At 65.4% G+C, this 16,452-nt stretch carries 19 protein-coding genes; 12 read left to right on the top strand and 7 right to left on the bottom strand.

Annotation, left to right across the window (positions count from 1 at the left end; translation table 11 throughout):
- Positions 1-71 precede the first annotated feature (71 nt).
- The 3 genes from G6N28_RS17160 to G6N28_RS17150 all read right to left on the bottom strand — a co-directional run bounded on the left by G6N28_RS17160 (position 72) and on the right by G6N28_RS17150 (position 3,737).
- Positions 72-899 carry an acyl-ACP desaturase gene (locus tag G6N28_RS17160; RefSeq protein WP_163902281.1) on the bottom strand — a complete coding sequence of 276 codons (828 nt, stop codon included), beginning with the start codon at positions 897-899 and terminating at the stop codon, positions 72-74.
- 67 nt (positions 900-966) lie between these two features.
- Positions 967-2,430, bottom strand: coding sequence for a glycine hydroxymethyltransferase (locus G6N28_RS17155; RefSeq protein WP_163902278.1), 1,464 nt, complete (start codon positions 2,428-2,430; stop codon positions 967-969).
- A gap of 101 nt (positions 2,431-2,531) precedes the next feature.
- Complete coding sequence (locus tag G6N28_RS17150) at positions 2,532-3,737, bottom strand: DUF885 domain-containing protein (protein ID WP_163902276.1); 1,206 nt, start codon at positions 3,735-3,737, stop codon at positions 2,532-2,534.
- Between the two features lie 30 nt (positions 3,738-3,767).
- On the opposite strand from G6N28_RS17150, the gene coaA reads away from it, so the two are divergent.
- Positions 3,768-4,706 carry a type I pantothenate kinase gene (gene coaA / locus G6N28_RS17145; protein ID WP_163902275.1) on the top strand — a complete coding sequence of 313 codons (939 nt, stop codon included), beginning with the start codon at positions 3,768-3,770 and terminating at the stop codon, positions 4,704-4,706.
- 84 nt (positions 4,707-4,790) lie between these two features.
- Here the strand turns inward: coaA and G6N28_RS17140 are convergent, their stop codons facing one another.
- From G6N28_RS17140 to G6N28_RS17125, 4 genes are all read right to left on the bottom strand, one after another.
- On the bottom strand, positions 4,791-5,198 hold the full coding sequence (locus G6N28_RS17140) for a hypothetical protein (protein ID WP_163902273.1): 408 nt from the start codon (positions 5,196-5,198) through the stop codon (positions 4,791-4,793).
- Between the two features lie 82 nt (positions 5,199-5,280).
- Entirely contained in the window at positions 5,281-5,703 is a 423-nt protein-coding gene (locus G6N28_RS17135) for a hypothetical protein (protein WP_163902271.1), read from the bottom strand.
- An 82-nt stretch (positions 5,704-5,785) separates the two neighbouring features.
- Positions 5,786-7,138, bottom strand: coding sequence for a hypothetical protein (locus tag G6N28_RS17130; protein ID WP_163902269.1), 1,353 nt, complete (start codon positions 7,136-7,138; stop codon positions 5,786-5,788).
- A 14-nt stretch (positions 7,139-7,152) separates the two neighbouring features.
- Positions 7,153-7,941, bottom strand: coding sequence for a (2Z,6E)-farnesyl diphosphate synthase (locus tag G6N28_RS17125; protein WP_163902267.1), 789 nt, complete (start codon positions 7,939-7,941; stop codon positions 7,153-7,155).
- A gap of 117 nt (positions 7,942-8,058) precedes the next feature.
- Here G6N28_RS17125 and G6N28_RS17120 point away from each other — a divergent pair, with 117 nt between their 5' ends.
- The 11 genes from G6N28_RS17120 (at position 8,059) to G6N28_RS27310 (ending at position 16,387) form a co-directional block, all read left to right on the top strand.
- The gene (locus tag G6N28_RS17120) at positions 8,059-8,949 is read left to right on the top strand and encodes a tyrosine-type recombinase/integrase (RefSeq protein WP_163902265.1); all 891 of its coding nucleotides are present in this window, start codon (positions 8,059-8,061) and stop codon (positions 8,947-8,949) included.
- A 188-nt stretch (positions 8,950-9,137) separates the two neighbouring features.
- Positions 9,138-9,401 (top strand): hypothetical protein, encoded by a 264-nt coding sequence (locus tag G6N28_RS17115; RefSeq protein ID WP_163902263.1) that lies wholly within the window; start codon positions 9,138-9,140, stop codon positions 9,399-9,401.
- Positions 9,402-9,630: 229 nt separating this feature from the next.
- Positions 9,631-10,266, top strand: coding sequence for a hypothetical protein (locus G6N28_RS17110; protein WP_163902261.1), 636 nt, complete (start codon positions 9,631-9,633; stop codon positions 10,264-10,266).
- 127 nt (positions 10,267-10,393) lie between these two features.
- Complete coding sequence (locus G6N28_RS17105; RefSeq protein ID WP_163902258.1) at positions 10,394-10,582, top strand: hypothetical protein; 189 nt, start codon at positions 10,394-10,396, stop codon at positions 10,580-10,582.
- Entirely contained in the window at positions 10,579-10,794 is a 216-nt protein-coding gene (locus tag G6N28_RS17100) for a hypothetical protein (RefSeq protein WP_163902256.1), read from the top strand. The genes G6N28_RS17105 and G6N28_RS17100 overlap by 4 nt, the downstream gene beginning before the upstream one ends.
- Positions 10,795-10,986: 192 nt before the next feature.
- Positions 10,987-11,340: a hypothetical protein gene (locus G6N28_RS17095; protein WP_163902254.1), complete on the top strand. Its 354-nt coding sequence runs from the start codon at positions 10,987-10,989 to the stop codon at positions 11,338-11,340.
- 490 nt (positions 11,341-11,830) lie between these two features.
- Positions 11,831-11,983 carry a hypothetical protein gene (locus tag G6N28_RS17090; protein ID WP_163902252.1) on the top strand — a complete coding sequence of 51 codons (153 nt, stop codon included), beginning with the start codon at positions 11,831-11,833 and terminating at the stop codon, positions 11,981-11,983.
- Entirely contained in the window at positions 11,980-12,156 is a 177-nt protein-coding gene (locus G6N28_RS26930) for a hypothetical protein (RefSeq protein WP_220097463.1), read from the top strand. The genes G6N28_RS17090 and G6N28_RS26930 overlap by 4 nt, the downstream gene beginning before the upstream one ends.
- Before the next feature lie 300 nt (positions 12,157-12,456).
- Positions 12,457-15,825 (top strand): hypothetical protein, encoded by a 3,369-nt coding sequence (locus tag G6N28_RS17085; RefSeq protein ID WP_163902250.1) that lies wholly within the window; start codon positions 12,457-12,459, stop codon positions 15,823-15,825.
- Entirely contained in the window at positions 15,822-16,115 is a 294-nt protein-coding gene (locus tag G6N28_RS17080; RefSeq protein ID WP_163902248.1) for a hypothetical protein, read from the top strand. The genes G6N28_RS17085 and G6N28_RS17080 overlap by 4 nt, the downstream gene beginning before the upstream one ends.
- The gene (locus G6N28_RS27310; protein WP_163902246.1) at positions 16,112-16,387 is read left to right on the top strand and encodes an HNH endonuclease; all 276 of its coding nucleotides are present in this window, start codon (positions 16,112-16,114) and stop codon (positions 16,385-16,387) included. The genes G6N28_RS17080 and G6N28_RS27310 overlap by 4 nt, the downstream gene beginning before the upstream one ends.
- Positions 16,388-16,452: the final 65 nt, after the last annotated feature.

Raw genomic sequence — 16,452 nt, 5'->3', positions numbered from 1 at the left:
TCACTAGCCATCGCTAGCGACGCTACTCCCGTCGCGGCGTCCACGCCCGGCAGGCGCGCCGTGGCCGCGGGTTACGCGGCGGCGAACTGCTTGAGCTTCGGCTCGTCGGCCAGCCCCCACGCGGCGATCCGGTCGGTGATGACCTTGCGCAGTGAATCGGGACCGAAGATGCCCACCTCGGCGACGTGCTGGACTTTGTCGGCGAACGCGTCGATGTCCGCACCGACGACGTGGAGTTCGGCGGCGCGGTTGGCGATCGCCTCGACGGTCTCGTCGCGGTGGGTGCTGAGCAGGTGTGCGACGAGGTTGGCGAAGAACTCCTCGTGGCGCTCCTCGTCCCTGGCGATCCGACCCATCAGGCTCTTGAGCACCGGCTCGGAAATCTGCGCTTCGAGGTTGCGGCAGTACACCGCGTGGGCACGCTCGGAGAACGCCATGAACACCAGCCGCTCGATCTGACTGTAGGTGTCGGCACGATAGCCCTTCATCACGTGCGCGACGCGGACGTCCTCGTTGGCAGCCGGATCGATCTCGCGGGTGACGACGAGATAGTTGCGCAGCGCGATCGCGTGCAGGTGCTCCTCGGCAGTCCACCGGCCGATCCAGCGGCCCCACTTCTCCTCGAGGATGAAGCTGAAGACGAACTCACGGTGGAAGCTGGCCAAGTTGTCCTTGGTGATCAGCAGGATTTCCAGTGCGTCGGTGACGTGTTTGGGCAGCGTCACCTGCGAGGGATCCCAGTCCCTGCCGCCGAGGAAGGCGAAGTTCTCGCCCTGGTCGAACGGCACATAGTCGTGCGCGTACCAGAGGTCTTCGGAGTCGATGTGGCGTCGCAACTCCTGCTGCACGACCGGCTCGAGTTCAACGGTCAACGCATTAGGTACAGGTTTCTGTGCCATGCGGTTACAGTAACTCAAGTCTGTGGGAATCGTAAAATTCCCACGCGGCACGTCGCGTCGCGCGTGTTCAGAGCGTCAGGCCCGGATACAGCGGGTTGGCGCTCAGCAGCTCGGCCGCGGCGGCGTGCACGCGGTCGGCGGTGCCGTCGGCCAGCTTGTACTTGGCCTTCGAGGTGCCGTCCGGGGTGGTGTTGGTCAGCACGTCGACGATGAGCTCGGCCACCCGGTCGAAGTCGTCGGCGCCGAATCCGCGGGTGGTCAGCGCGGGGGTGCCCAGCCGGATCCCGCTGGTGTACCAGGCCCCGTTCGGGTCCGCGGGCACGGAGTTGCGGTTGGTGACGATGCCCGCGTCGAGCAGCGCCGACTCGGCCTGCCTACCGGTCAGGCCGAACGAGGTGACGTCGAGCAGCACGATGTGGTTGTCGGTGCCTCCGGTGACCAGGCCCGCATCGCGCTTGAGGAACCCGTCGGCCAGGGCTTGGGCGTTGTCGGCGACGCGCTGCGCGTACGCCTGGAAGGCGGGTTGGCGCGCCTCGGCCAGCGCGACGGCCTTGGCCGCCATCACGTGCGAAAGCGGGCCGCCCAGCACCATCGGGCAGCCCTTGTCGACGGCGTCGGAGTACTCCGGCTGGGCGAGCACCATCCCGCCGCGCGGCCCGCGCAGCGACTTATGCGTCGTCGTGGTGGTGACGTGGGCGTGCGGCACCGGGTCCTCGTCGCCGGTGAACACCTTGCCCGCAACCAAGCCCGCGAAGTGCGCCATGTCGACCATCAGCGTCGCGCCGACCTCGTCGGCGATCTCGCGCATCGTGGCGAAGTTGACCCGCCGCGGATACGCCGAGTAGCCGGCGACGATGATCAGCGGCTTGAATTCGCGGGCGGCCTTGGCCACGGCGCCGTAGTCGAGGAAGCCGGTGTTCGGGTCGGTGCCGTAGCTGCGCTGGTGAAACATCTTGCCGGAGATGTTCGGCCGGAACCCGTGCGTGAGATGGCCACCGGCGTCCAGTGACATCCCGAGCAGCCGCTGGTTACCGAGCTTGTTGCGCAGCTTCTCCCAGTCCGGTTCGGACAGATCGTTGACGTGTTTGACGCCGAACTCGGCCAGGGCCGGCGCCTCGACCCGGGTGGCCAGGATGGCCCAGAACGCGACCAGGTTCGCGTCGATCCCCGAGTGCGGCTGGACGTATGCATACGGCGCGCCGAACAGCTCGCGGGCATGCTCGGCGGCGACGCTCTCGACGGTGTCGACGTTCTGGCAACCCGCGTAGAAGCGGTGCCCGATCGTGCCCTCGGCGTACTTGTCCGACAGCCAGCTGCCCATCGTCAGCAGCACCGCGGGAGACGCGTAATTCTCACTGGCGATCAGCTTGAGCGAATCTCGTTGGTCGGCAAGCTCTTTGCGGGTCGCGGCGGCGATGCGCGGCTCGACGGACTCGATCACCTGCAGCGCTGCCCGGTAGGCCTGGCTGGCAGTCTCGGCGTACTCCGCACCGGGAGCAGCACCGTGGGTGGTCGCGGGGTCTGCAGTCATGGGGTCCAGCCTAGTCGGGCGCCTCAGGCCGCCGAGTGTGGGATTAACGCACGCCACATGCGCCGAAGGCGTGCGGGTAACCCACGTTCGGCGGGAGAAAGTCAGGCGGTCCGCAACGCCGACGGGATCAACGGTTCGTCCAGCAGCCTGGCGAACCGCTCGGTCAGCCCGACGCCGGCCGGGCGGTCGTCGAGCCAGCCGCGCAGCAACCGGTAACCCTCGACGTACGTGCTGGTGTAGGCCCGCCACAGCGGCGACGACAAGAACCGCAGCATCTGGCGGGCCCGGTCGTCGTCGACCAGCAGCCATTGCTCGAGGAACTCGACGACGTCGTCGACGTCGCGGTGTTCGTCGTGCAGCATCAACGCCGCGTCCTGGCGCACGTCAGCCAGCGCGGCCGTCGCATCCGTCACCGCCTGCGCGCGCTCGCCGTCGAACCGCAACCCCAGGTCGGCGTAGATCTCGGCGGCCCACGGTCCCCAGTCCGGCCCGACCACCGCGTAAAGCGCCAGGTCGGCCAGGCCCTCGGCCATCAGGCACTGCGGGGTGTTGACGAGGAAGATCGTCTGTTCCTGCTGGTCCTTGCCCTCGACCAGGCCGGCCTCCTTGCGGCAGTGCTCGGTGTGGTGGCCGGGATAGGACTCGTGCGCGACCAGCCGGGGCAGGTTGGACATCTGCTGCTTGAGGTCGGCGTTGACGGCGACGGTGGAGCGGTAGTCGCCCAGGTAGTAGTTGAACCCCGACCACGGCTTGTCGGTCACCACCTCGTACGTGATGGTCTCGGTCTCTGGCAGCGGATACTCGGCGCGCACGCGATCACGAAGTGCGCTGGAGAACGCGTGTATGCACTCCTCGAGGCGCTCGGGCGGGATCTCCTCGCCGGCGCGGTAGGCCTGCATCCGGTCGGCAAGCGGCCCGTCGCCGCCCAGCGCCTCATCGAGCTGCCGGTGCGCCTGCCGATAGCGCTCCGGGTCGCCCTTGCTGATGCGCACGTCGAAATAGGCCTCGACCTCGTCGACGAACCCGACGTCCTCGCCGGCCAACTTGCGTCCGGCGCAGGCGAGCGCGCGCAGGTGGGCGGCGACGAAATCGGCACGGGCCGGTTCCAACCCAGCAGGCAGTTTGGCCAGCAGCCGCTCGGCCTGGCGGGCCAGCTCAACCGGGTCGGGCTGCGGTTCGGCCGCCACGACGCGGCGCAACTCGGGGTCGCCGGTGAACGCGTCGACGTATCCCTCTTCCACGCGGTCGAAGCGCAAACCGAGCAGCAGGTACTCCCGGACGATCGAAAATGAGGTGCTGGCGCCCATGGCCTCAACGTTAAATGCAACACTGGGCGCATGGCGCGGCTGAGCGAACCCAGCCCTTACGTGGAGTTCGATAGAAGTCAGTGGCGTGCGTTGCGCATGTCGACGCCGTTGAAGCTCACCGAGGAAGAACTGCAGAAACTGCGGGGCCTCGGCGAGAAGATCGACCTGCTCGAGGTCGAGGAGGTCTACCTGCCGCTCGCGCGGTTGATCCATCTGCAGGTCGCCGCCAGGCAGCGGTTGTTCGAGGCCACCGCGGAGTTCCTCGGTGAGCCGCAGCAGAACCCGGACCGCCCGGTGCCGTTCATCATCGGCGTGGCGGGCAGCGTCGCCGTCGGCAAGTCCACCACCGCCCGTGTGCTGCAGGCACTTCTGGCCCGCTGGGAACACCACCCGCGGGTCGACCTGGTCACCACCGACGGGTTCCTCTACCCCAACGCCGAGCTGGTCCGTCGAAACCTCATGGGCCGCAAAGGGTTTCCGGAAAGCTACGATCGCCGAGCGTTGATGCGGTTCGTCACCTCGGTGAAGTCGGGCGCCGACGAGGTGTGCGCGCCGGTCTACTCACACCTGCTGTACGACATCGTGCCGGGCGAGAAGCAGGTGGTTCGCCATCCTGACATCCTCATTTTGGAGGGGCTGAACGTGTTGCAGACCGGGCCGACGCTGATGGTGTCGGACCTGTTCGACTTCTCGGTGTACGTCGACGCCCGCATCGAGGACATCGAACAGTGGTACATCAACAGGTTTCTCGGCCTGCGCTCGACGGCGTTCGCCAACCCCGCCTCGCACTTCCACCATTACGCGACGCTGACCGACGACCAGGCCGTGTTCGCCGCCCGCGACATCTGGCATTCCATCAACCGGCCCAACCTGATCGAGAACATCCTGCCGAGCCGGCCGCGGGCCACGCTGGTGTTGCGCAAGGACGCCGACCATTCGATCAACCGGCTGCGGCTGCGCAAGCTGTAGCATTCCCACGCCGGCGCGAGCAGACGTGAAAACCCCCAAAAGTGGTACTTTTTGGGGGTTTTCACGTCTGCTCGGCGAAAAGAACTACCCGATGCGGCGCCAGCCCTGGTACTGCAGTTCGGCGAACACCAGCGTGTAGGCGCCGGTGGCCAGCGTCAGCACCACCCCGATCGTGGTCAGCGGGAACACGCCGGCCAGGACGAACACCACCGCGGCGACCGTGTAGACCACATTGGCGATGATCACCGCCATGCCGGCGGCGCGCACCGACGGCAGCGCCGCGAGCCCGAGCACCAACACCCCGTAGGCGATGAAGAACGCGCCCATCGCGTACTCGAATGCGGTTGTGGTGCCGGAGATGTCGGCGAGCCGGCGGGCGAGCGGAAGCGCCGCGATACCGGCAAGGCCGGTGAGTATCCCGTCGGCGCGCATGGCGAAGCGCAGCAGCGAGTCGGTGGACTCGTTGAGTTTCGGTGTGGTGACAGCGGCCATCGAACTGTTCCTTTCTGTGGGGGTGGATGGGACCGTTCCGGAGCCGACGCCGCAACCTCTGACGACGGCGGCTCCGGACCAGTCATGAAGGAGGCGCGCCGAGGCGACGCACCCCGAGGTACTGGCCGTAGGCGAAAGCCACGGTGACGACGGTGAACGCGATCGTGGCCGCGACGCCGAACTCGGTCAGCGGCAGCCAGCCTGCGACGAGCACGACGGCCACCGACACCGCGAACGCGATGTTGGCGCCCAGCACGCCGATCCCGACGGGGCGGACGTCGGGCAGACCGGCGAGCACGAACAGCAGCAGCCCGTAGCCGACCAGCGCGGTGCCGCCGAGCCATTCGGCGGTGGCCGACAATCCGGACAGCTCCGAGAGCGGCTCGGAGGCCATCACGACGAGCAGGCCGAGCGCACCACAGAGGGTGGCGTCGGCGCGCAGCGCGACACGTAACAGGGCATCCCCGGTCGTATCCCGGACCGGGCGGGTGGCGATTGCGGTCATGACACCGATGCTGCTGTCGCGGTGCTGCCAGATCGACACCACACGCTGCCAACCACTGCCAACCGCAGGTCAGCGGCACCGCCTAGTCTCGGGCGACCACCAGGCTGCCGCGCAGATCGGCGGCGATCAGCCGGGCCGCGGCGTTCTGCCAGTTGTGCAGCGAGCGCTGCGGCACCTCGGTGACGAACCACTGCCACGCCTGGCGCGCCACCGGATCCAGCCCGGACGCGGTGGCGTTCTGCGCGTACGCCCGCACCCCCACCACGTACGGGAAGTACAGCGAGTTGTAGTAACGCCATTGCTCGGTGGTGCCGAAGTCGCCACCGTCGCGCGGCTTGAGCCGGGCAATGCGGTCGGCCAGCAGCGCCTTGAGTTCGTTGGCTCGCTCCAGCGGCTGGTCGGGTGCGCCGCGGGCGGCGAGCCGCTCGTCGATGATCGGCAGCGCGGTCAGCGGGCTGGCCACCAGCTTGGACAGGTCGCCGTAGTGGCCGAGCGCGCGGCGGGTGAGCCGCACGAAGGTCTCGTCGTCGACGTCGTCGAGCGGGTTGGTGGAGCGGCGCGGCAGCGCGGCTTCGGCATCGCGCAGGGCGGCACGGTCGGCGCGCAGCGTCGGCGAGCGCGAGAACGCCAGCCGGTCCAGCAGACCGGCCAGCGGGTCGGCGAGCACGTTGATCGCGATCGCGATGCCCACGCTGGTGAACAGCAGCACCGTCAACGCGGTGTCGTAGCCGGTCACCGCCAACCCGATCAGCGCCTGCCCGCCGAACAGCACCGCCACCACCGCCGTCGCCGCGAAGGAGCGCAACATGTCGGCACGCAACGCCTGACCCTCGTCGAACGCATCGCCGATCGCGACCGCCACCCCCAACAGCGCCACGTCAAAACCGGTGCCTGCCAACGCCAACCAGCTCGGCACCAGGCCCAGCGGAATGATAAGGATCGCGTTGCCGAGCGCGAAGAACAGCGTCGCGATGACGACGAAGCCCACCACCGGCCCGGGCTGTGACCGCCGCAGCACCCAGTGGACCATCGCGCCCAGCGCGGACACCGAGATCGCGGCGAACATCACCCAGTGCCCCGCGCGCAGCGGGCCGTCGACGCTGCCCACCATCGCCGCGCCGACGAACGCCACCGCGGCCACCGCGGCCACCAGCGCGATCTCACCGGCGCGGCTGCGCCACGTTTCCCGCGGCCGCGACATTTCCAGCAGCACCGCGAACCACGCGATGCCCGGCACCGCGACGAGATAGATCTCGATGCGGCTCAGCGTGTCCGAACCGGCGACCACCCGCACCGCGTCCAGCGCCACCACCACGGCAAAACTCGTCAGGCCGAGCGCGGCGAGCACCAGAACCGGTTTGCGCGGATCGCGGGCAAGCAGATACAGCCCCAACCACCAGCTGAGCGCGAAGACCACCGCCGACAGCGCAGCCATGGCTCCAGTTTCCCTCACATGCCGTAACGGCGGTGGCGCGCGGTGTAATCACGCAGCGCCCGCAGAAAGTCCACCCGCCGAAACGCCGGCCAATACGCCTCGGTGAACCACATCTCCGAGTAGGCGCTCTGCCACAACAAGAACCCCGACAGCCGCTGCTCCCCCGATGTGCGGATGACCAGGTCGGGGTCGGGTTGCCCGGAGGTGTAGAGGTTTTCCGAGATCGCGTCGATGGTGACGGCCTCGACCAGTTGCTCGCCGCTGGCGCCGTTGACCAGCGCCTTGCTGAGCAGTTGACGCACCGCGTCGACGATCTCCTGGCGGCCGCCGTAGCCGACGGCCAGGTTGACGTGGAACGGCCCACCGGCTTGCGTGGACTCCACGGCGTCGCGCAGCCGCCGGGCCGGCTCCTCGCCGATCAGTTCCAGGTCCCCCACGGTGCGCACGGTCCACCGGTTGTCGGCCGCGCAGATCTCCTCGACGACGTCGGTGATGATCTCGATCAGCGATGACAGCTCGTCGGGGTCACGCTGTAGGTTCTCCGTGGACAGCAGGTACACGGTGGCCATCTCGATGCCGGTCTCCTGGCACCAGCGCAGCATCTCGGCGATCTTGCGGGCACCCATCCGGTAGCCGTAGCTGACGTCATCGTGACCAGCATCACGTGCCCATCTGCGGTTGCCGTCGCAGAGCACCGCGATATGCCGGGGCAGTTGGGATTTGGACTGCGCCAGCTCATGGCGCAACCGCATCTCATAGATCCGGTACGCCGGTTCTTTGAGCCGCGGCGGAATGAGGTCCACGAATATCCAGATTTCTTTGAGTAGGATACCCTGGCTGGTCAGTGACGCTACCAGCGGTTTTGGCGTAAAATCAATGAAACTTTCCCTTGCACACCGCTCCATGTCACAATAAACGGTATGGGTGCATCTTTGCTGGATCTGCTGCCCAGTTGGCAACTGGCGCTGGTGTCGGCGAACAAGTCGAAAGGCACAGTCGAAACGTACACCCGCGGGGTGCGGAGCTTCCAAAAGTGGTGCCAGGACACCGGCACGACGCCCACGCTGGACAAGCCGACAGTGACGAGGTTCGTAGCCGACATGCTGGCTAGTGGGGCCGAACCAACTACCGCCAAGGCGCGCCAGCACGCCCTCAAGATGTTCTCCAAATGGCTCGCCGACGAGGGCGAGATTGATGAGAACTTCATCAAGGATCTTCCACCGCCGAAGTTGAATACGAAGGTCACCGAAGCGCTGACCGACGACCAGGTGCGCGCCATGATCCGCGCCTGCCAAGGTAAGGCGTTCGTTGATCGCAGGGACGAAGCGCTGGTGCGTCTGCTGGTGGAAACCGGCGTACGCGCGGGTGAAGCGCTGGCGCTGGACACGGCCGATGTGAACCTCGCCGCGATGACGGCAGTCATCCGCAAGGGCAAGGGCGGCAAAGGCCGTGTGGTCCCGTTCAGTAGTCAGTGCGCCGCTGCTATCGACCGTTACCTACGGATGCGCAGGCGGCAAGGCGTACCCGATGACGGGCCGCTGTGGGTCGGCGCACGGGGCACCACGTTCGCCTATTACGGGATGCGGTTGACACTGGGCAAGCGTGCCAAGGCCGCTGGTATTAACAACTTTCATTTGCACCTTCTTCGCCACACCGCCGCGACCCGTTGGTTACGTGCGGGTGGTTCGGAGGCGGGCCTGATGGCTGTGGCTGGCTGGTCGGACCGCGCCATGCTGGACCGCTACACATCGGCGTCGGCGTCCGAACGCTCAATCGCAGAGGCCCGCAAACTCGGGCTCGGCGACCTGTGACCGACGTCACGGCGATTGTCATTTTTGATACTTTTCGAGGGCTGGCACAGCGCATCGACGCGATAAAGTAAGCATCGGAGCGGGCACCCGCCCGCTAAGGCGCGCACAGCATCTCCCGTAATCAGGCGCCTTGTGACCCCGCGACGGCTTCGGCCGTCGTGCGAAACCTGCCTGAAACGGGAGACTCAATGACAACCGCTGAAAATTCTCTTCGCGCCAAGCATCGAGCACATTTGAGCTGGGCGCGCACCATCGACCGCACCGCCCGCACGGCACCGGCCCGCAGGGCATTCGAGCAACGATTCCTCACCGAGGCCGGCGGAGATCCGGTGCGGGCAGAGAGTCTGCGCAAGGCGTATTTTGCCGAGCTGGCCTACAAGTCCGCCCGCGCCCGTCGCCGTCGTGGCGCGATGGACAAGCGGGAGACGACACGGCCGGGTGATGCCAGATGAGCGCCGATGTTTGGGTTGGGGGCTTCTCGACACTCGACGGTCGCATTGTCGTGACGGTAATCGGTGATCAATACCTTGACGGCGGCACAGTTAGGTACCGCAACCATCGGATTCGGATTCGCGTCACCGATGAAGTAGCAGGCGACCTTGAGCTGTCCCCGACAAAGGCGCGGGAGCTGGCGGACCTACTGAATCAAGCTGCTGCACATAGCGAGCAGCAAGGCGGTCGGTGAGCGTCCCGCTCACCGACGCCGACAGCACCACTCGCACCATCACCGAGGCCCCGGCATATGCCATCACCGCCGGCGGCGAAGTCTGGTCACGTCCGCGCACCGTGGCTGGCAAGGCGGGCTCATTACGAGTCCTGCAAGCTCGGCGGCTAAGGCCTGATGGTGCTGGCCGGGTGTCGCTGCGCATCGACGGCGCAACGATGCGGGTGGCGGTGGCGGCGCTCTACCGGCGCTACTGGCCCGAGATCGGCTATGGGAAGGCTCAATTCCATTGCCGCCGCGGGCATCCGCTGATCGGTGAAAACGTCGCGGTATGGGGCACAGGCAACCGTGTCTGTCTAACTTGTTCGCCCGACTGGCAGCCCCCGCCGAAGACGTGCAAGCATCCGCCCCAGCGGGAGACGATGAGGATCGCTCCGCGCTTGGCCCCTGAGGTGGACGACATGACCGCTTCGGCCCACGGCTGGCAGATCAAGACATTGAGCGGTGAGTACCCCCGCGGCGAGTTCCCGCGGGTACACGTCATGCCGCGCGAATGGGTCAGCTTGCTCTGCGAGGTCGCCGGGACGCCGTGGGGCGGCAGTAAATGGTCGCCGGGTTGCCTGTCGCCAATGGTCGGCATCGGCGCTGGTTGATTAGTTCTCCACTTTCACCCTAGGGGTAGAGAGAAACATCCTCTCGCTATTTTTTTGACCTTTTTCCGTATGGCGATCGTCTGCGAAAGGACGCGACCAGATGACATTAAGCAGTACCGAGTACTACGTGAGTACCGGCGAATCGAAAGAGGCCACGCGGGCGCGGCAGGCCAAATATCGCCGCCGGCAGCGGCTGGCAATGGCCTTGTTGCACGCCGCGGAGGCGCGCGGGTTGTCGGGCGGCGAAGCTATCGCCGTGCTGCAGAACGCCGATTACAAAACATTGCAGGAATGCCAATCGCGGGGCATCCGGTGAACAACATTGCCGCAATAGCGCTCGGCGCCGCAGCCGCGTACGCGAATGGCGGAATTGACGAAGTCCATTTCCAGCGAACGACCGCACTTTGTACTTTATGGGCGCAAGGTGTCGATAAGCCGACGATTGAACAAATTGAGGAACGAATTCGCGACTTCGAGGTCGCGGCGTCTTTTATCTCGGCCGCACCGACAAAGGAACAGGACCAGTGAATAACCCAATTCGGCTGTCCAAGCGCCAAAACGGTGGCGTGCACATCATCCAAGGGAAAAGCTTTGTCCTGCTTGATCGCGATGAAGCGCTAAAGCTCATTGCCGATATGCAGAACTTGATATCCGCTGATAGCCCACCACGGGCGGAAACGATGAACAAGATTGACACTCGATCGTAAACGACCGTCAGATATGGGCAGAGCCGACCCGGCCGGGATTCACTTCTTCGAATTTTGGTTCGAACGCGCGCAGGATAAGTCGCTACCGCACTGGCTGCGCGTGGTCGGGTTGGCCTACTCGGGGCACACCAAGAATGGCCATGCCAAGTTCTGCCTCAATGGTGAATCGACGTTGCCCGAGACGCTCGGCATCAGTAAGCGTCACGCACAAAACGAGGTGCGCAAGGCCGTCAAAAACGGGTTCCTCGATGAAGGGTCCAACATCATGTGCCTTGTCTTGCCGAGCGGCATCTGCGGTGGGGCCGAGGGCAACGTCCACGCAAAATGCCAACTGCACCCCGTCACCGAATCTGTGACGGCAAAATGACGCGACCTGCGGAAACGCTGGAATTTGTCACAGAATCTATGACAAATGTCATTAAATCTGTGACAGCCATACCCTCTGAACTGCGCAAAGGCAGTTCGCTATATGACTCTCTTTCACTGCGTACCAGTGGGGCATTCGCCCCTACTACGGGCCGACGCCGCTGAGGGTCGACCGAAGGCAAAACACGCCCCGCACGCGCGGCAGCGCGCAGGCACGCACTCGCGAAGCGAACCGACACCTCTGAAGAAATCTCGGGGTTTCTTCCCTTCGGGAGGTTGCACCTCCCGTTGCGGAGGCACTCACCTTCCGAATGGAGCTGTCGTCGAGTCGTTGACGGCGGTCGCCGGTTGATGATCAGCGACCGGGTTGATCAGCGAGGAAAAATGGCTCGCCCCAACTGAACAGCAGCGCCGAGCGCGAGTCGGGGCCATCCCGGCTCGCTTAAGGCTTCCCGCTGGGCCGACTTCACACCAATAGGGGAACTCAAGACTTGAACATCATCGCGATCATCGCCGCTACCAATGACGGCTCGGTGGTCGACATTCCACTTACGGCCGACCCGTGCGGATGGCACGGGTCATACGACGGCACGGCCGTCTATGTCACCGTCGTGCGCACCGACCCCACCGCCCCGACGCAATGACGACGACTATCCCGGCGACGGTGGGCGGGCCATATGTCGTCGACCGCACGCACTCGGGTCTCATCCGCTTGAGCCGCACCGTGCGCGGGCGCACGCATCATTTGATCATCGGCCCCACCGACGCGATTGCCATCGCCGATGCCTTAGTCGATGCCGCCGAACAACTCGATTAAGCGCAGCAGAAAATATCTGACGGCAGAGACGCCATCGCCCATCCTTTCACCCGGGCGGCCTGTTCGCCGTCCCAGCGTTTCGCTGACACGGGGGAATCCCGCATTCCCCGTGAACTAAACCGCCTTTCGTGGGTTGGGCCTTCTCCCCCAACCCCTACGACGACGCCGCACTCCGGTGGCGACCTCCTAAGCCTCTTCGGTCGCCCGGTGCCCGCTGGTGTGCCAACCCGCGCTTGAGCTTGCTCGCCGGGTTCCAGCGGGCGCGGCGTCGTCTTCCAACTTTCCATTTAAGGAGTCCCATTGGCCGACGTCCACGTCGACGTCCTGGCGCGCGTCCATCGGCGCTCGATCGACCGCGCCGCGGAAAACATCAAGCGCCCGCTCGAAAAGGCAGGCCGCGTCGCGGGTCAACACTTCGCCACCAATTTCGGCCGCGGGTACGAGTCGCGTAGCGCGAGAATCCAAGCCGCGCAGCTCAAGTTGGCCGACGCCACCCGCAAAGTCGAGACCGAGCAACGGAATCTCAACCGGATGCTGGACGCCGGCGAGCAGAACATGAACAAGCTGTCCAAGGCGTCGGATCGTGTTCTGCGCAGCCACCGTGAGCATGATCGCGCCGTCCGTGACTTACGAACGTCGTACGGAGGCCTGGAATCTGATGCGCGGGCGGCGCAAAAGGCGATGGCCAACGTCGGAGACTCCGCGCGCGGGTTCGACTGGGAGCATGTCCGCAACGAGGTGGTACGCACTGGGGCCGTCTTTCGCGCCTTGGGCGCCGTTGGCGCGCCTGTGGCGATTAGCGCCATTGGCGCGGCCCTGGTGCATGCCGCTGGCATAGCGGCATCGGCGGCGCAATCCTTGTGGCTGCTGCCCGGCGCTGTCGGCGCTGCCGCCGCCGGGTTCGGGGCGCTGAAAATCGCAACTCTGGGATTCGGCGATGCGCTTGAGAACATCACAGACCCAGAGAAGTTCGCCGAGGCCCTGCGAGAGTTGGCCCCTAATGCCCAGCAGGCGGCAATGGCGATTCAGAATCTGTTGCCGCGGTTCGACCAACTGAAGAACGCGACGCAGAATGCGCTCTTCGCCGATGTGGGCCAGCAGCTTACCGCTCTCACCAACCAATTCCTGCCCACCATCCAGCGGTTGACGACCGGTGTTGCGGGTGCGTTCAACCAAATGTTTGCCGGTGTTGTCGATCAGCTAATAACCCCGGAATCTCAGCAGGCGATATCGACCACGGTCAGCAACATCGTGTCGGCGTTCCAGAATCTCAGCGGTGCCGCTGGGCCGCTGACATCGGCGCTGGCCGACCTGATGGCGGCCGGGTCGGACTTTCTGCCCGATCTGGCCAATTCGGCTGCGCGGGCTGCGGAGTCGTTTGCCGCCTTCGTGCGCGAAGCACAGCAATCCGGCCAACTTCAGCAGTGGCTCGCCGAGGGTTTGACCACCGTCAAGCAACTGGGTGAGGCTGCCTGGCAGCTTGGAAAGGCGTTCTTTTCCTTGGCGCCCATCGGCCAGAAGATTCTCCCCGAGATCAACCGGTTGCTGCCTGCGATTAACGCGATGATGCCCGCGATCAGCGCTGGCGCGGTGATAGTGTCGGGCACCTTGTTGCCCTGGGCGAAATACGTTGACCTGGCGTCCAAGGCCATGGAGGGCTTTAAGGGGATTGTCGAGGGCGTCGGTAATGCCGTGCTGCCGATCATCAATAAAATCGGCCAGGCATTTGACGCGATGCTGGACCCCATTCGGAAGGCAATCGACACCGCCAACAAGTTTTCGCCAATCGACTTCCCCAATATCCCGAAGTGGCAAAACGCGGGACCGTTGAACCTGTCCGGCCCCGAGCGCGGCGGGAGCTGGATACCCAAGCCAACCGACCCGCTACCCACCGCGGGTATCGACCCGTTCACCGGTCTGCCGCTTCCGCCGGGGGCGACCGCTGGCCGTATCGGGGCCTCTGTCGGTGGTCTCAACGAGCGGGGTCCGAGTTGGGGTCCGCGTGGGAGTTACTTCGATCCGCCGAGTTCCGCCCGTGGTGGCACCGGCTCGGATGCGACCAAACCCGTCGTGCCGTTCACGGGCGACCCGATGGAACTGTTGCAAGGCTTCCCGGTCTCTTCGAGCCTCTACAGCGCCGCCGGGAGCGTTCTCGATGCTCGTCACCGCTTGGCCCAGAGCGAAGCCGAACTTAACGCGCTGTTGCAGCGCAACGATGCGACCGCCGAGGAGATCCAAGACGCGCGTAACGACCGCGCGAAGGCCGAGCGCGAGGCCTACGAGGCAGAGCTTCGACTCCAAGAGGCCAAGCAATCAAGCGCCGAGAAGTTCGCCAACCAAATGCAGGGCGCTGCCAAGCAATTCGACAACATCAGCGCCGCACTCGATGACGATCTTGGTATCTCAAACGGCCTAGCGGGCATCGCCGACAACTTGATTCGGTTTGTCGCCACGCTCGCCGCAGCACCGGCCTTGGGACAACTGTCCGCAATGGCCAGCACGGCTCAGGGTGGCCACGGCCTATTCGGAATGCTTGCCGCGCAAGGCACATTCGGCCCGCAGTTCACCGGGACGCCGCAGCAGTACGCCTATCCCCAGTACGCAGCGCAGGGCTACTACCCCGGCGACACAGCGCTGCTGGCCAATGTCCCCGCGGGCCGCTACACGCGGACCGAAGGCGCCGACCTCACACAGGGTTTGGCCGACTGCTCTAGCGCCATTGAAGATCTCATCAACATCTTGGACGGCCGGCCCACAGGTGGGCGCTCGATGAGCACCGGCAACGCCGCCGAATGGCTGCGCTCACGTGGATTCCTGCCCGGTACGGGTGGGCTTGGAGACTTCCGTGTGGCATACAACGATTCGCACATGCAGGCCACCCTGCCCGGCGGTACACCGTTCAACTGGGGCAGCGACTCCGCGGCGGCGAATCGTGGCATCGGCGGCACAGGGGCAGACGATCCGGCGCTCACGCAGCACTACTACCGCCCCGTCGCGCCCACGTATCCCAGCGCACCGCAGTACGCACCTAGCTACCCGCCAACCGCACCAGGGCCGCTAACCGGAGTCCCCTCGATGGCCGGTGGCCCATTAAGCGCCGGCATGCCCCAGGCCGCCCCGTTCGCCAACACCACGGCGACACCGCAAGTTGTTGGTCAGGCGGCCGGTCAGGGGTGGCAGCCCAGCGGTGGCGGCTTAGGAATGCCCGGCCTAGCCTCAAGCGCCTTGAGCGCCGGTATCACCGCAGGTGCCTTGGCAATTGACGCCCAGGCGCCCGGCGCAGGCCAGGCCGCAGCCATCGCCGCCGAAACGGGCAAGAAGATGCTCGAACGCACCATCAAACTCGGCGGAGAGTTGGGCGGTATCGGGGTTCAGGGCGTGATGGAAACCCTTGGCCTCGGTGCGCTGCAGGACTCATGGTTCGGCCGCGCTGTAGCCGGCTTCGCCGGAGCGCGTCCAGCGATTCCTAACACCTCGGGCCAGACCGAGGCGCCATTGTCTCCGGAAGAGCAGGGTCAGCAAGCCCAGCAAGGGCAGCAGCAGCAGGGGCAGAACCCGAACGCGCCGATGATCAACATCGAGAGCTGGGTGCAGGCACCTCATCGGGACACTGCTAAGTCGCTCTCAGATATGCGGTTCAGCGCAGGGGTTCCGGCGCTGGGCCGATGACTACGTCACATACAGTCGATTGCAGCCGCTGCGCGTTGTGGGAGGCCGACCCGACCCGCGCCGAGAACGCCGAATCGGTTCGCGTGCAGCGGCTTCTACTAGCCACGCTGAACGCCGCACCCGATGTTGTCGAATGGATGATGGAAGATGTTCGCGACTGCAGCTACTGCCTAGGCCGAGTAGCGGCGCGGCTACTCGCCACGTCCGCAACGCATCTGGCCATGCTGGCCGGCGGTGCTGAACCGGCGATGCAGGCACTGCAGAACCAACTACTGATCGACATGGCATGAAGGTCCAGCGCCCGTGCCTCGACTGCGGACGACTGACAGACGCCAGCCGCTGCACAACCTGTCGACGCGCCCGCAAACGCGCCACGTATGGGCATCGCGACTATCGGTCGTTGGGTCGCCCATCGGGTCCGTGTCAACTGCGACTACCGGGATGCACCGGACGGGCGAGCACATGGGATCACATCGTGGCGGTGTCCAAGGGTGGCGGGCATGGCCGGGGCAACGTGCGTCCCGCCTGTGCCCATTGCAACAGCAGCCGCGGAAACCGCTGACCGCTGACCAGCAAATTCTCGCCGAATACTGTCGTGCATAGTTATGCCTTCGCATTGCCGCTGGT

The organism is Mycolicibacterium pulveris, from assembly GCF_010725725.1.
GTDB classification, from domain to species: Bacteria; Actinomycetota; Actinomycetes; order Mycobacteriales; family Mycobacteriaceae; genus Mycobacterium; species Mycobacterium pulveris.
Note: the sequence above shows the minus strand (reverse complement) of the source record. Positions and strands in the feature narration are given on the sequence as shown.